The organism is Blautia sp. MCC269, assembly GCF_018785655.1.
GTDB lineage: Bacteria > Bacillota > Clostridia > Lachnospirales > Lachnospiraceae > Blautia_A.
The window spans coordinates 12,565-27,630 of sequence record NZ_WQQE01000027.1; the positions used below are offsets into that span (position 1 = coordinate 12,565).

Below are 15,066 nucleotides of genomic sequence, written 5' to 3' on the forward strand. Positions count from 1 at the left end.
GGAGGGATCTCTTGGAGACAGTACAAGGATATGTGATTTTGAAAGCTGCCACCTTTGAAACCGGACACGGCTTTGCGCTGGGGCATAATCCGGGAGCGCCGAGCCCCTTTGTGACCTGGCAGTTTACCGAGGGGGAAAACGGCCATCGGGATTACTACTGGGGCCGCTATGGAACCAGTCAGGCGTGGGCGCAGAGGGACTTTGACCGCCGGGTGGACGACTATCAGCAGTTTTACCATGCGGCGGTCAAGCATACCGAGCTGGGACCGGAGGGCGTTTACCGCTATTATTCCACCCAGCGGCCCGTGGACATAGGAACTTACCCGAAGCCGCCGGATAACCAGCCTCTTTCCATCGTCAACTACGATGATGACAGGCGGCGTCCTGTGGCAGACGGCAGGCTGATGGCATGGGGCGAACTGACCTACGCAAAGCCGCTGACCGAAAAGCAGATGGAGGATTATGAGCTGAAACCAGCACCGGGCAATCCTGACCGGGTGCGCCCATCCATTACTGCCCGGCTCAAAGATGAAACCAGAGGGCAGGAACCCCCGAAGGAACCCGGCCAGAAGCGAAACCATAAAAACCATGAGGAACGATAAAGGAGGATCGCCATGCACGAAAAAGACAACTATCTGAAAACCGCCGAGCTCTCCACAGAGCAGAACTGCAACATGATCGACGGCGTACCCAACAACACGCCCATCCCGCCCACGCCCCCGGAGTTGGACGCAAAACCGCTGGATAAGGTAAAGGAGCCCAAAGAACGCCGGAAAGGCCGGGAGCTGGAACGCTGATGGAGAACCGCAAGCGGAATGTCCATCTGCACGTCATGGTAACACCGGACGAGCTGGCGGCCATCCATGAGCGGATGGCCGAGGCGGGCATTTCCAACACCGGGGCTTATGTACGGAAAATGGCTCTGAACGGGTATATCCTGCACATCGACCTTACGCCCGTAAAAGAGCTGATCTCTCTGCAACGGCGCTGTTCCAACAATCTCAATCAGGTCGCCGTACACGCACACACCTATGGCGTGTACCCGGAGGAAATCGACGGATTGAAGCGGGACTATGAAAAGCTGTGGGGCGAGGTGTCAAAGGTGCTGCGGGAGCTTTCCGAGCTGGTGGCAAAGTAAGACGAGGGCGGCAGGCTTCCGTTGCGGGGCTTGCCGCCCTGCTCTTTTTTTACCACTTCGGGCCAGTATGACCCAAAAGTTTGGGACAGGATTTACTAATCTTTCGCAACATTTATGTCTCCGGGCAAGCATGATAAAATAGAGGTAGGAAGGATAGATAAAGGAGGTTTTGAAGATGAAGATACTGCTGAAAATATTGGTTGCTCCCTTTGCTTTGGCGTTGTCCCTTCTGGCGGCTCTGCTGGTGTTCCTATTTGATATTTGTGCCGTCCTGCTGACGATTGCCTCTGTGATCCTGACGGTGCTGGGTGTCGCTCTCTTTTTCACGCCGACGCCCATAGGCGGGATTGTATTTCTGTTTCTTGCCTTCCTTCTTTCGCCGTATGGACTGCAAGCGGCGGCGGGCTCCCTTCTTTGGGCGCTGGACGGAGGCAAATCCGCTCTGTACCGGTTTCTGGCAAGTTAAGCAGCCTCGGGCCATACTGGCCCGAAGTCGGGGCGGTCGGAATGGGCCGCCCCTTTCTCATGGAAAGGAGGAATGATTTTTGGCTACCACAACTTTGTTACAGCGCCATGCGGGCGAAGGCGAAACGATTGCTGAGGCTATCCGGGATTGTCTGGACTATGGCAAGGACCCGGAGAAAACAGAAAGCGGAAAGTATATCTCCGCTTATGAATGTGATCCGGCCACCGTGGCGGACGAGTTCCTTTTGGCAAAGGCCAGCTATGCCGCTATGACGGGCCGGGAACAGAAGAAAGAAAATAATGTGCTGTGCTATCAGATACGACAATCCTTCTATCCGGGCGAGATCACCCCGAAGGAGGCGAACCGTATCGGCTATGAGCTGGCTATGCGCTGGACAAAGGGGCGGCACGCTTTTATCGTTACCACGCACACCGATAAGCAGCACATCCATTGTCACATTTATTACAACTCCACCACCCTTGACTGCACCCGGAAATTCCGAAATTTTTGGGGCTCCAGCTTCGCCCTTCGGCGGCTCTCTGACAGGCTGTGCCTTGAAAACGGGCTGTCCATCGTGGAGAACCCGAAGCCCCGGAGCAAGAGCAAGTATCGGAACTATGGGGAGTGGCAGAAAGACCGGAAAGGGCCGCTTTCCTATCAGGACAGGCTGCGCCTTGCCATTGATACTGCGCTGGCGGAACGCCCCGCTGATCTGGACGAATTTCTCAATTTGATGAAGCGGGCCGGGTATGAGGTCAAGACGGTTCGGGGCGGCGGTATCAGCTTCCGGCTGACCGGGCAGGGACAGGAACGCTTCACCCGTCTGCGTGCCTCCACGCTGGGGGACGGCTACGACTTGCAAGATGTTCTGTCCGCCATTGAGGGCAAAGAAAAACGCCCCGGGCGCTCGGAGCGGAAAATCAGTCTGGCGGTGGATATTCAAGCAAAGCTGGCTGCCGGTAAGGGGCCGGGATATGAACGCTGGGCGAAGGTATTTAACATTAAGCAGATGGCCGCCGCTCTTGCCTATATACAGGACAATAACCTGACCGATTATGAGCAGTTGGCGAAGAAAGCCACCGAGGCGGCAGACCGTTTCCATGTTATTTCCGAACAGGTCAAGCAGACGGAACAGGCCATGAAAACCAATGCCGGGCTAAAGGCCGCAACGGTTCAGTATGCCAAAACCCGCCCAGTCTTTGAGCAGTATAAGGCGACGAAGTACAGCCGGAAATTCCTTGCGGAGCATGAGGCCGACCTTGAACTGTACCGGGCTGCACAAGCGGAAATGCGCTCTCTGCTGGGCGGGGCGAAGCTCCCCAAAATGGATGTGCTGAAGGAAGAAGGCTGTAAGCTCACAGCAAAGAAAAAACAGCTCTATGGAGAATATCAAAAGGCACGACGGGATATGCAGGAGATCGTCACGATCAAAGCGAACATTGACACTCTGATGGGCTACACCGAACCGGGAAGAAAGCAGGAAAAGGAGCGTTAAGGTTATGAAAACAAGGAGCAAAGCGACGCTGACACTTCGGGCCATGTTGGCCCGAAGATACGGGTTTGGGGCGAGCCCCAACAAGCCGCCTTTGTGCCACTTGTGGCCACAGAGGCATTGCTTGCCACTTAGCGGCAGCCCCTAAAATGGCGCAAAAAAACAGAGGCCCTTATTCTGGAACCTCCGTTTCTCTGGCTTTCTTAATGCCTTCGGCTGTGGCTTCTATCACGACAAGCTCTTTTTCATTCATGGAGTTTAGAAGAACATCAATGTGCTTTCTGCAAGAGCTTGACCTTGCCCCTCCGTCCGCATGAATAAACTGGTCAACTGAAACGTCAAACATAGTAATGAGTTTAACAAAAAGGTCGAAGCTGGGATACTGACCTTTGTTCTCAATATTCATAATGGTACGGGAGTCACGGTCTACTAATTCCGCAACATAGGCTTGTGTCCATCCCTTTTCTTCTCTGGCTCGTTTGAGAGCCGCCCCGAGGCCGTGGAAGTCAAACCTTCTTTCATCTTGGTTCATTTTCATATCACCCTATATCATTCTACATTTCGGGTTGGATTATGAGAATGTAATGAAATTTTACATTAAGTAGTATTTTATTTCGTGTCCGTGTAGGCTCTAACTTGTATTATTCGAGGCAGAGAACTATAATATATAGGGTTGAGCAAAACTCCGATTTGCTCATAAGGCTATACATTAAATAGTACTATCCAGCTCATTTGAGCTCTATATATTGTGACTCAACTTTGCAAAACGCGCGTTTTGCTCAACCCTAATAATATATCCTGTGGAGGTGCGAAATGGACTATATGACATTGAAAGAGGCTGCCGAAAAGTGGGGCGTGACCCCTCGACGGATAAACTATTATTGCGCCGGTGGCCGTATTCCCGGCGCTGTGAAGATGGCTACAATCTGGTTGATCCCGAAAGACGCGGAGAAACCTGTGGATATGAGGACAAAACAAGGAAAGGAATTAAAACATGAATAGAATATTGCTATTGGAGGATGATGTCAGTCTAATAGATGGCTTGGTCTACTCTTTGAAAAAGAATGAATTTGATGTTGAAGTTGCCCGTACAGTATGTGAAGCAAAACAATACTTATCCGAACTCGACCGATACGATTTATTGATTTTGGATGTTACTCTGCCAGATGGAACAGGATTTGACGTATGCGAAAGAGTAAGAAAAGAAAATCAGCAGATACCGATTATATTCCTGACTGCATCGGATGAAGAAGTCAGCATAATTCGTGGATTAGATAGCGGTGGGGACGATTATATCACCAAGCCTTTCAAACTGGGGGAATTGTGTTCCCGCATCCGGGCGCTGTTGCGTCGGGCCGGAGTTTCCAAAAGCGAAAAAAACACTTCTATGGAATGTGGCGACATTACCATTGATCTGTTGGGTAGCCGTGCAACCTTAAAGGGAAAAGCATTGGATTTGACAAGCGCCGAATATCGTTTGCTTTGTCTGCTGGTAAGAAACGCAAATCGCGTTGTGACAAGGGACATCATTCTAAATGAGCTGTGGGATGATACAGGAAATTTTGTTGATGATAATACCCTGTCCGTCTATGTACGGCGGCTTCGTGAAAAAGTGGAAACCAATCCGTCCCATCCAGAACACCTTATAACCATTCGTGGGTTCGGCTACCAATGGAAAGAGGTGTCTATATGAGTTTGTACCAAGATAGACAGATTAAAGGGTTCCTGCTATTTTTGACTTTGTTTGCTCTGCTGTTTGTAGGTACAGCAACCGTTTTGACTATTTATCAGGTGAACGATGCGGAAGTCCTATGGCTCAAACATGATGAAGCGGTTTCATCCTCACTTTTGGAACAGGGTGTTCCGAAAGAAGTGGTTGCAGTTGCCTTTACGAACACAGACATCAGCGACGATGGTAGGTCATTATTAGCGGCTGCGGGTTTGGGAAAACAGTCAGAAAGCAGTATGCGGCCTTATTTCAATCAATTTCAGCGTTCCGCTTTCTGCGCCATGCTATGCACTGTGCTATTTTTTCTCTTTGTGCTTGCCATAGGAATATTTATTTTTTTCTGGAAAAGGAAGCGATTGTATCAACAGGTCGACAGAATATTGCTAAATTACATCAACGGGGATTACTCTTGTCATTTACCGCAGAATTATGAGGGGGCTATCTACCAAGTGTTTTCTTCGATAGAACAGCTTGCAACTATGCTCCAATCCAAAAATGAAACAGAACGTAAAGCAAAAGAGTTTTTGAAAGACACCATATCCGATATATCTCACCAGCTCAAAACGCCTCTGGCAGCCCTCACTATGTATCAGGAGATCATTGAAAGTGAGCCAGAAAATGCAGAAACGGTCAAACAGTTTGCGGCGAAGATGGGTATTTCTCTAAAGCGTATGGAGCAGTTAATCTTATCCATGTTGAAGATAACCCGACTGGATACGGGAAACATCATTTTTGAGAAAAAAAGTTGCCGTGTGTCCGAGCTGATAGCTCATTCAGTCAATGACCTAACCACCAGGGCTAAAAGCGAAAGCAAGCAGATTCAGATAGATGGCGATGGTGAACAGCAGCTTATTTGTGACATGGAATGGACAGGTGAAGCGATTGGAAACATTGTAAAAAATGCACTGGATCACACGCAAGCTGGCGGTATTGTCCGTATTACATGGGAGCGCACTCCTGCTATGTTTCGGATTTTTATTTCTGATAATGGTAACGGCATAGTCCCGGAAGATATTTACCATATCTTTAAACGCTTTTATCGCAGCAAACATTCCCTTGATACACAAGGAATCGGGCTGGGGCTTCCCCTTGCCAAGTCCATTATTGAGGGTCAAAACGGTGTTATCTCCGTACAAAGTGAAGTCGGAAAAGGTACGCTGTTTACACTATCTTTCCTTACGGATCTGTAAGGTCAAATTCACCTGCTTGTAAGCTGTTTTTGCTATCCTTTTGAGAAAGGAGGTACTGATGACTATGGAAATATTAAAAGTACAAGATTTATGTAAAACTTATGGCAAGGGTGAGGCGAAAGTCGAAGCGTTGAAGAAGGTTTCCTTCTCCCTGGATAAAGGCGAATTTGCTGCCGTTGTGGGTGAATCCGGTTCTGGCAAAAGCACATTACTGAACTGTATTGGAGCTTTGGATACCCCTACTTCCGGCCACATTTGGATTGATGAACAAGACCTGTTTTCCATGAAAGAGGAACAGCGCACGATTTTCCGCCGTCGTAATATCGGCTTTATCTTCCAATCCTTTCAGTTGGTTTCCGAGCTGAATGTGGAGCAGAATATCATGTTTCCGCTTCTTTTGGACTATCGCAAACCAGACCCGGCAGCAGTAGAAGAAATTTTGGAACTCTTGGGACTTACCGAGCGTCGACATCACCTGCCGAGCCAACTATCCGGCGGACAGCAGCAGCGTGTTGCCATTGGCCGGGCGTTAATCACAAAGCCCAAACTGATTCTGGCAGATGAACCTACTGGCAATCTGGACAGCAAGAATAGTCAGGATGTTATCGCCCTGCTTACGCAGGCGTCCCGTCGCTATCAGCAAACAATCCTGATGATTACCCACAATAAGGATTTGACTGCATCCGTTGATCGGGTGTTCCGGGTATCAGATGGCGTTTTGACGGATTTGGGAGGAAAAACAAATGAAGCATTATCTTGACCTTGTTCCCATATCCGCAAAAATCCACAAGAAGCAAAGCAGAATGTCTATTTTCTGCATTGTGCTGGCGGTATTTCTGGTTACAACTATTTTTGGAATGGCAGATATGTTCATCCGCAGCCAGATTTTGCAGGCACAGCAGGAGTCTGGGAATTGGCATATTGCCATTAAGAATATCAGCAATGAAGAAGCAGCAATTATTGCTTCACGCCCTGATATTGAAGTATTTTCACCGTATGGCGTACTCAATTATCGTGGAGATTTAGGCTACACTTTGGGTGGAAAAGATGTAGCGATATGCGGTTGTGATGAAAGCTATATAACTGAAATCTGGACTGACCAACTTGAAGAAGGTGTTTTTCCACAGACAAGTAATGAAGCGTTGGTGACTGAAAATGCAAAGCAGATAATGGGTGTTGCGATTGGTGATCCCATTGCCGTAGAAACTCCTGATGGCGATAAACTGAATTTTACCATATCAGGATTTATGAATAATACCGCCTCGATCATGAGTGGCGACTCCTACGGCATCATTTTGAACACAGAGGATTACTGCGCGATTTATCCGAATGTATCAGACGGGGAGCCGAATGATTACGGCATTATGTTTTTTACTCAATTTGCAAACACAAGAAATATACAAGGGAAAATTGCAGATTTGAAAGAACAATGCAATTTATCGAATGAACAAATATCTTCCAACAACAATCTGCTTGGATTGCTTGGACAAAGCCGCGTTCCCTTTTTGTTACAGGTTTACTTGGCTGCGGCTGTATTGTTTGTACTGGTAATGTTAGCTGGTATTATGATGATTGCAAGCAGCCTGAACAGCAATGTAGCCCAGCGTACCGAATTTTTCGGCCTTATGCGCTGTATCGGTGCAACACCAAAACAGATTATGCGCTTAGTACGGAAAGAGGCGCTTAGTTGGTGCCGTTTGGCAATCCCTGTGGGTATTTCCATCGGTATAGTTGTCATTTGGGTCTTATGTGCGATTTTGCGTTTCCTAAGTCCGGAATTTTTCAAAGCGATGTCTACATTCGGATTTAGCGTACCAAGTATTCTTGCAGGAATCGTTGTGGGCTTGGTAACGGTTTTGTTCGCTGCCTATTCTCCGGCAAAGAAAGCAGCAAAAGTATCTCCGTTGGCAGCGGTTTCCGGTAATGCAAACGACTTGGAGCCTGCAAGAAATGCTGCTAATACACAACTGCTTAAGATTGATACAGCACTTGGAATTTATCATGCAAAAGCAAATCGGAAAAATCTGTTTTTGATGACAAGCTCATTTGCTCTCAGTATTATCCTTTTCCTTTCATTCTCTGTAACAGTTGAGTTCATGCAGCATACCTTAACACCGCTCCAACCTTGGACAGCAGATTTATCTATCATAAGCCCTGATAACGCCTGTGCTATTGACAAAGCATTACTTGATGATCTAAAGGAAAATCCTGTTGTGGATTTAGCGTATGGAAGAAAATTTGCATACGAGGTTCCGTCTGTCACAAACGGTATTGAAAAAAAGATGGATTTAATCTCTTATGAGCAGTATCAATTTGATTGGGCAAAGGACTATTTATTAGAGGGTTCTCTGGAATCTGTGCAAACTGATTTAGGGACGGGCTTAATTGTTTATAATTCGCAGAACACAATACAAATAGGCGATACTGTATCGTTGAATACAAACGGACAAAGTAAAGAAATCCAAATCGTGGGAATGTTGTCCGACTGTCCGTTTTACAGTGCCGCCGGTGTTGGAACAATTATTTGTTCAGAGGATACATTTGAACAAATTACTGGCGAGTCGAAATATACGGTTATTGATGTGCAGTTAGTGAAAGGCACAACAGACGAAGATGTTTATGTGATCCGCCAAATGGTAGATTCCTCATTTACTTTCGCTGATGAACGCATGGGTAACAGCAGTACCATGGGAACTTACTATTGTTTTTGGCTGTTCATCTATGGATTCCTCGTCCTAATTGCAATGATTACAATTTTTAACATAATCAATAGTATTTCCATGAGTGTGTCTGCACGGTTGAAACAGTATGGCGCTTTCCGTGCTATCGGCGTTAGCATGGGACAGCTAAGTAAAATGATTGTTGCAGAAGCCTTCACCTATACCATAATCGGCGGTGTAGTTGGTACGGTGTTGGGACTGTTTTGTAACAAGCTATTGTTTGGAATGTTGATAAGTTATAGATGGGGGGATGCTTGGACTCCTCCATTACCAGAGGTAGCTGTTATTCTGTTGATTGTCGTAAGCTCTGTAATTCTGGCTGTGCATGGGCCAATCAAGAGAATACGCAATATGTCCATTGTTGATACAATCAGCGCACAGTAATTCTACTTTTGAAGCGGGTGGCTTTAGAAGCCGCCCACTTTTGTCTTACAAATTCGTAAGTTGAAATTCACCTGTTTGTAAGCTGATTTTTTTATAATTAAGTTGATGAAAGAGAGGAAAAAATGAAAAAAATCCTTTCCACCAGAGTATTGGTGAAGATTTGTGTATTAACAACTATACTGCTGGTTTTGATAATCTATACTATATGGGGCAATTCAGCATTGATGGTAAGTATGGTTAATATCTCCAGCGATCGCATAGCATCTGCCTTTTCTAATTTTCGGATTGCACAAGTGTCCGACTTGCATAATGCTGAATTTGGAGAAAGCAATACAGAATTGATAGAATTGCTGTCTGAACACGAACCGGATATTATTGTGATAACTGGAGATTTAATCGATGCTGGACATACAGACATTGAGATTGCGTTTGATTTTATAAAACAAGCTGTTCAAATAGCCCCTGTCTACTTTGTAACTGGAAACCACGAAGCTAACTTCTCACATTATGATCAATTCAAAACAGGGCTTGAAGCGTCTGGCGTAACTGTCCTTGAAGATGAAGCAATACAGTTAGTGCATAACAACGAAATGATTACCCTTATCGGGCTTTCTGATTCTGACTTTACGATTAAGGGCGATATGTTTAATGAAGCGCCAGCCATGGTCAACACAAAATTGAATAGCCTTATTGATGACGAAAACAGTTACACTATACTGCTATCACATCGGCCAGAGTTATTTGAAACCTATGTATGCTGTGGTGTTGATTTGGTTTTATGTGGTCATGCACACGGAGGGCAGTTTCGATTACCTTTTATTGGGGGGCTCGTTGCCCCCAATCAAGGGCTGTTTCCTAAATATGATTCCGGCCTTTATACAGACGGAAAGACAAATATGGTTGTTAGCCGCGGCCTTGGAAATAGTATTATTCCATTCCGATTTAATAATCGTCCAGAGGTTGTATTAGTAGAACTTAACACCGAATAACGATACTTCAACCGAATATTGAAATGATCTGCCGCACGACGGCAAAAGAAAAAAGCCGTCGTAGAGCAGACAATTTGACACGCCCATTTGAAACGGCGGCTTTGATTTTCAGAGCCGCCGTTTCTTTTCGTCTACCTTAAACCAACGACGACCTAATACCGTGTAAATCCACGGCGGCATATAAGGAGGATTGCCGCCGTGTCTATTTTTGTCTTTTTTCACAGTACCCATGATCTGCACCAGCTAAAAAAAGCGTAGCTCCCCCTCCGGGACAGTCTGGTTATGAATGTGAAATCAGACAATACATAAATGAATGTGTAATTTCATGCGTCCGTGTGGCTTCATGCCGCCCGGGCGCTTTTGTGTTCTTATGGGGCTGCTTCGGGTCAGGTTGGCCCGAAGTCATTCCCCGGTGCCGCTCCCCGCCGCCTTCGTTTCGGTCACTCGTCAACCAACAACCGAAACGGAGGTCAATATGGCTATTATCAATTTGCGGGACTATTACCCATTCTATACATCGGATTGCTTCATGGAAGTATCGGAAGAAGTTGCAGAAATGTTCAAAGAGTTTGATCGTAAAGAGGCTGCCTACCGGCTGCGTACATACCGCCACAAAGCCTACTATTCCCTTGATCGGGATGACGGGCTGGAGCATGAAGCTCTCTTTGTCGCCTTATCTCCCCATGAACTGTATGAGCGGAAAGTGACCATGCAGGAGCTTCATGCGGCGATTGCCAGTCTGCCGAACAAACAGGCAAAACGGATTTATGCTCATTTCATTCTCGGCATGACCAAACAGGACATTGCCCGGGCAGAGGGCGTCCATGAAAAAGTGGTTCGTGTCGCAATCGAGCGAGGTCTGCGGCGCTTAGAAAAAATTTTGAAAAATTCTTTGTAAGGCGTACCGATTTAGACCGGAAAATGAAATGGTTTATGAGAGGCAAAACACTTCGGATCACAATGACCCGAGGTTCAGACAAGCCTCATGCAGATTGAAAATTGAATAAAAAGACACCCGGATACGAAGGGGAACGCGCTGTGTGACAGACCCGCCATGACCTCGGATTTCAGAGAAGACAGTCTTTGTAAAACTGAGCGAGCGAACAGGTCCATGCCATAGGTGGGGCAAGGCTGGCTCCACCGGAACAGGCGCAGAACCCGGATACTTGCGTTTAGTCACAGTCCGAGCGTTGAAGCGGCCTTGCAAGCCGTGAGCCGTCGCAGGCAATGAGAACGCCTTGCCATCAGAATGGGGAGAGTTGAAATACTATGGGGCATGAAGCCTATGTCCGTCCGATGTGTCTGAAATGAAGTGAAAACCTATGGGGAGTCCCCGGCAATGCTGTCTGATGATAGGCCAACCGATTCGGCGTGGCTCCCCATCTTTTCAAAAAAGGAGCATTTTATGGGAAATGCGTTTGGAATGATCCCCGGCTTGGAAACGGACGAATGGAGCAATGACGCCTGCCGCGGCTATGTCATTATGGCAATGGAGGACTGCGGATTTTCAAAGAAGGATATACGGCGTGTTGTGGGGCAACTTTATGAAGTATTTGACCTCAACAGCGTGGAGGACGCCAAAGAAAAGTACCATTCCAGTCCTTACTGACCTCGGGCCATATCGCCCCGAAGTGGAGAAAGCTCAAAGGGCGGCACCTGCTGGGTGCCGTCTTTTGACATTTCCCCACAGGACAAGCGGGAAAGGCAGGCATATACACGCACTTTCGCAAAGGAGGTTTTCAATGACGCAAGCTGTCACTTATGAACGAGAAACAAAGTCTGTCGCATTTCAAGGGAAAATCATTGTGCTGGAAAGCCTCACGCCGGTACTTCCCCCGAAGGAGAAAGCACAGCGCAAAAAAGAAATTGAGCGTTGTCTTTATGATGTGTTCAGCAAATATGGGGACAGATTTCCCTAATCATTCGCAACATTGTTGTCCGGGGCTGCTGATGGTATAATATAGTTGTAAGGTTGGTAGCTCCATTCCAACAAGGAAAGGAGCCCAATATGGAATTTATCAGAGAAGATTGTATTTACGCAAGACAGTCAGTAGACCGCAAGGACAGTATCAGCATTGAAAGTCAGATCGACTTTTGCAAGTATGAATTGAAAGGTGGGAGCTGCCGGGTATTCAAGGACAAAGGCTATTCCGGTAAGAATACGGACAGGCCGGAGTTTCAAAAGCTGCTGAGCGAGATCCGCAAGGGAAAGGTCCGGCGGGTCATCGTGTACAAACTGGACCGTATAAGCCGCTCTATTCTGGACTTTGCAACGATGATGGAGCTGTTTCAAGAGTATGATGTGGAGTTTGTATCATCCACAGAAAAGTTTGATACTTCGACCCCGATGGGCCGGGCCATGCTGAATATCTGCATTGTATTCGCCCAGCTTGAACGTGAGACAATTCAGAAGCGTGTCACAGACGCCTACTATTCCCGGTGTCTGAAAGGCTTCCACATGAGCGGACAGGCACCATACGGTTATCAGTTAGAGCCTACTGTGGTAGAGGGTATTCGCACAAAGAAAATGGTTGCCGACCCCATAGCCGCCGACCATGTACGGCTGATGTTTGAAATGTACGCTGAACCGGAAACCTCCTTCGGAGATATTACCCGATACTTCGAGGAACATGATATAAAAATTTATGGCAAATCCATGTTCCGTACATTTCTTTCCCAGCTTTTAAGAAACCCGGTTTACGCACAGGCCGATTTGGAGCTGTACGAATTTTTCAAGAGCCAGGGCGCAGCGATTGTCAATGACGCTTCTGACTTTGCCGGAACAAACGGCTGCTATCTCTATCAGGGGCGGGATGTGAAGGAGGACAAGGACAGGTGCTTAAAAGACCAGATACTTGTTATCGCTCCCCATAAAGCACTCATTTCCTCTGACACATGGCTGAAATGCCGGAAAAAACTTATGGCAAATACCACCTTCCAGCAGGGACGGAAACCGAAGAACACTTGGCTGGCCGGAAAAATCAAATGCGGTCATTGTGGGTATGCGCTGAAAGCCACCCATGTGCCAAACAGCACCGGGTATTTCCGCTGTACCAAACGGACGGAAAATAAAGGCTGTCCGGGCTGCGGGAAAATCCGCAAAGAAGAATTTGAGCAATTCATTTTCTCGGCCATGCAGGAGAAATTCAAAGACTTTCAGATACTCCACGGCAGAGAGGAAAAAGTCAATCCGAAACTGACCGCCTATCAAGTGGAGCTGGCACAGGTGGAGGCAGAAATTGAAAAGCTGCTGGATACGCTGACCGGAGCCAATGCGACCTTGCTTGCCTACGCTAACAAAAAAATTGAAGAACTGGACACCCGACGCCAGACCATTTCAAAGGCAATCGCCGAATTGAGCGTTGAAACCATATCTCCCCAGCAGATAAAGAAGTTGTCCTATTATCTCGACAACTGGGAGAGCATAGATTTTGACGACAAAAGAAAAGCCGCCGATGGCTTGATCTCTACAATCAAGGCCACCAGCGACCATGTTCAGATAGAGTGGAAAATCTGACATTTCCGCTCTATCGCCCCTCATTTCTATTTTATCTTGTTTGTACCCCTTGTACACCGATGTTTATTTAACTTTTTATAATTTCCCAATAAAAAAGGAACCGCAACATTTTAAATGATCCCTTTTTATTTATGCATTTTTTATTTTTCAGTGGCTGCAGTCTGCCGGTTTCCGCCGGTTGCCATCACACGCATTCTTCCAAGTGCACCGGATACTGCCGGGATAGAAATCACTACGATGGTCAGTACACCTTCCAGAAGGATATAGCTGTAGTTGTAGATGATCGGATATAATGCTGTCAGGGATTTCGGGAAATTATCCGGCATATAATCCATCCAGTAGAGGTATCCACCAAGTGCATGGAACGCACCTCTTGCCAGGATTGCTACAACGTAAGCCTTCAGAAGTCCATGTTTCTTGGTTTTTGTAAATAACCCAGAAAGCCCCATTGCGCCAAATGCCAGGATATAGTCACAGCATACCTGGAAAAAGGAAAGGACATATGGTTCCTGAAGAAACTGGAAAATTCCATATACAAGGCCTGTGAGAATTCCTACTTTAACACCGTACCAGTAACCGATCAGAACAATAAACAACATACTGAATAAAGTTACAGATCCACCAAATGGCAGTTTAAATAATTTAATGTAGGAAGTTACATATGCAAGTGCCAGTGCTACTGCACAGGTAACCAGCTGCTGTGTGGTGAGTTTCAATGCGGATGTGTTTTTCTGAAGCAATGCTGCTACCAGGATTACCAGAATCAGAACTGCAATCACAGATACGACATATCCTGCCGTTGTGAGACCGCCTTCGGCAGTCACAAGAAAATTAAACATACTCTTTCTCTCCTCCTTACGTTGGGATTACCCAAATCAAGTTCAAAGGTCGAAGCTTGCGCCTCCTCTCAGCCTGGTCAGGCTCCCTTGGTCTTACCTATTGTAGCATATGGGGAGGGGGATGTAAATGGGGGTGTGTGGGAATTGTGTATACGAAAAAACAGGAAAGAAATCTGTGTGTGGATTTCTCTCCTGTTTTACTCTTTCCCTTGTAGCTTGAAAACTACATACATGTGGTTATTGATGATTGTTAATCGTTTTTGAATCAAGTTTTACCTGCGTGCCGATTTGTAGCTTTTTTCACGGGCTCGCAGCTAAAGCTGCATCGCCTGTTTAGTAGGCTACTCCAGCGGGGGTCATCTCACGACTCCGTCGTTCGATGTCATTTGCTTCGCAAATGTTCAGGAATCATCATGAATGCCTCTCCACAAGCAAGCTTGTTCCGATTCATTCCTGCTGCTTCCTGCCCGCTTCCTCGGCTGGTTGGTCAAGCCCTCACCCGATTAGTAACAGTCAGCTCCGTGTGTTACCACACTTCCACCTCTGCCCTATCTACCTCGTCGTCTTCAAGGGGGTTTACTTCATAAGAATGGGATATCTCA

At 46.8% G+C, this 15,066-nt stretch carries 17 protein-coding genes, 1 rRNA gene and 1 riboswitch; of the genes, 15 read left to right on the forward strand and 3 right to left on the reverse strand.

What is annotated here, in order from left to right; all coding sequences use genetic code 11:
* Positions 1–11: 11 nt before the first annotated feature.
* From GPK88_RS09910 to GPK88_RS09930, 5 genes are all read left to right on the forward strand, one after another.
* Entirely contained in the window at positions 12–602 is a 591-nt protein-coding gene (locus GPK88_RS09910) for a defense against restriction DarA-related protein (RefSeq protein ID WP_202615304.1), read from the forward strand.
* A gap of 12 nt (positions 603–614) precedes the next feature.
* Positions 615–797: a DUF4316 domain-containing protein gene (locus GPK88_RS09915; protein WP_003500078.1), complete on the forward strand. Its 183-nt coding sequence runs from the start codon at positions 615–617 to the stop codon at positions 795–797.
* Positions 797–1,138 carry a plasmid mobilization protein gene (locus GPK88_RS09920; protein ID WP_173859760.1) on the forward strand — a complete coding sequence of 114 codons (342 nt, stop codon included), beginning with the start codon at positions 797–799 and terminating at the stop codon, positions 1,136–1,138. The genes GPK88_RS09915 and GPK88_RS09920 overlap by 1 nt, the downstream gene beginning before the upstream one ends.
* A gap of 175 nt (positions 1,139–1,313) precedes the next feature.
* Positions 1,314–1,604: a CD1845 family protein gene (locus GPK88_RS09925; RefSeq protein WP_005927606.1), complete on the forward strand. Its 291-nt coding sequence runs from the start codon at positions 1,314–1,316 to the stop codon at positions 1,602–1,604.
* Between the two features lie 79 nt (positions 1,605–1,683).
* Positions 1,684–3,099, forward strand: coding sequence for a relaxase/mobilization nuclease domain-containing protein (locus GPK88_RS09930; RefSeq protein ID WP_215696602.1), 1,416 nt, complete (start codon positions 1,684–1,686; stop codon positions 3,097–3,099).
* Positions 3,100–3,268: 169 nt separating this feature from the next.
* On the opposite strand, the gene GPK88_RS09935 is transcribed toward GPK88_RS09930, so the two are convergent.
* Positions 3,269–3,628 (reverse strand): helix-turn-helix transcriptional regulator, encoded by a 360-nt coding sequence (locus GPK88_RS09935; RefSeq protein ID WP_036626676.1) that lies wholly within the window; start codon positions 3,626–3,628, stop codon positions 3,269–3,271.
* A 281-nt stretch (positions 3,629–3,909) separates the two neighbouring features.
* Here GPK88_RS09935 and GPK88_RS09940 point away from each other — a divergent pair, with 281 nt between their 5' ends.
* From GPK88_RS09940 to GPK88_RS09985, 10 genes are all read left to right on the forward strand, one after another.
* Positions 3,910–4,098, forward strand: coding sequence for a helix-turn-helix domain-containing protein (locus GPK88_RS09940; RefSeq protein ID WP_012741668.1), 189 nt, complete (start codon positions 3,910–3,912; stop codon positions 4,096–4,098).
* On the forward strand, positions 4,091–4,789 hold the full coding sequence (locus GPK88_RS09945; RefSeq protein WP_012741667.1) for a response regulator transcription factor: 699 nt from the start codon (positions 4,091–4,093) through the stop codon (positions 4,787–4,789). The genes GPK88_RS09940 and GPK88_RS09945 overlap by 8 nt, the downstream gene beginning before the upstream one ends.
* Entirely contained in the window at positions 4,786–6,015 is a 1,230-nt protein-coding gene (locus tag GPK88_RS09950; protein ID WP_041253889.1) for a sensor histidine kinase, read from the forward strand. The genes GPK88_RS09945 and GPK88_RS09950 overlap by 4 nt, the downstream gene beginning before the upstream one ends.
* Positions 6,016–6,079: 64 nt before the next feature.
* Entirely contained in the window at positions 6,080–6,775 is a 696-nt protein-coding gene (locus GPK88_RS09955; protein ID WP_041254460.1) for an ABC transporter ATP-binding protein, read from the forward strand.
* The gene (locus tag GPK88_RS09960) at positions 6,759–9,119 is read left to right on the forward strand and encodes an ABC transporter permease (protein ID WP_175302095.1); all 2,361 of its coding nucleotides are present in this window, start codon (positions 6,759–6,761) and stop codon (positions 9,117–9,119) included. Before GPK88_RS09955 ends, GPK88_RS09960 begins: the two co-directional genes overlap by 17 nt.
* 122 nt (positions 9,120–9,241) lie before the next feature.
* Positions 9,242–10,108 carry a metallophosphoesterase gene (locus tag GPK88_RS09965; RefSeq protein ID WP_117515725.1) on the forward strand — a complete coding sequence of 289 codons (867 nt, stop codon included), beginning with the start codon at positions 9,242–9,244 and terminating at the stop codon, positions 10,106–10,108.
* A gap of 475 nt (positions 10,109–10,583) precedes the next feature.
* Complete coding sequence (locus GPK88_RS09970) at positions 10,584–11,006, forward strand: RNA polymerase sigma factor (protein ID WP_154259463.1); 423 nt, start codon at positions 10,584–10,586, stop codon at positions 11,004–11,006.
* A gap of 507 nt (positions 11,007–11,513) precedes the next feature.
* Positions 11,514–11,717 (forward strand): hypothetical protein, encoded by a 204-nt coding sequence (locus GPK88_RS09975; protein ID WP_118709570.1) that lies wholly within the window; start codon positions 11,514–11,516, stop codon positions 11,715–11,717.
* 133 nt (positions 11,718–11,850) lie between these two features.
* Positions 11,851–12,027, forward strand: a complete 177-nt coding sequence (locus tag GPK88_RS09980; protein ID WP_004064269.1) for a hypothetical protein — start codon at positions 11,851–11,853, stop codon at positions 12,025–12,027.
* Positions 12,028–12,116: 89 nt separating this feature from the next.
* On the forward strand, positions 12,117–13,625 hold the full coding sequence (locus GPK88_RS09985; protein ID WP_215696598.1) for a recombinase family protein: 1,509 nt from the start codon (positions 12,117–12,119) through the stop codon (positions 13,623–13,625).
* 140 nt (positions 13,626–13,765) lie between these two features.
* Here the strand turns inward: GPK88_RS09985 and GPK88_RS09990 are convergent, their stop codons facing one another.
* Both GPK88_RS09990 and GPK88_RS09995 read right to left on the reverse strand, forming a co-directional pair.
* A complete protein-coding gene (locus tag GPK88_RS09990) occupies positions 13,766–14,464 on the reverse strand; it encodes an energy-coupled thiamine transporter ThiT (RefSeq protein ID WP_173763128.1) in 699 nt (232 codons plus the stop codon).
* Positions 14,461–14,563: riboswitch (TPP riboswitch) on the reverse strand. Its footprint overlaps the gene before it by 4 nt.
* Positions 14,564–14,947: 384 nt before the next feature.
* A 23S ribosomal RNA gene (locus tag GPK88_RS09995) occupies positions 14,948–15,066 on the reverse strand; the annotation flags it as partial.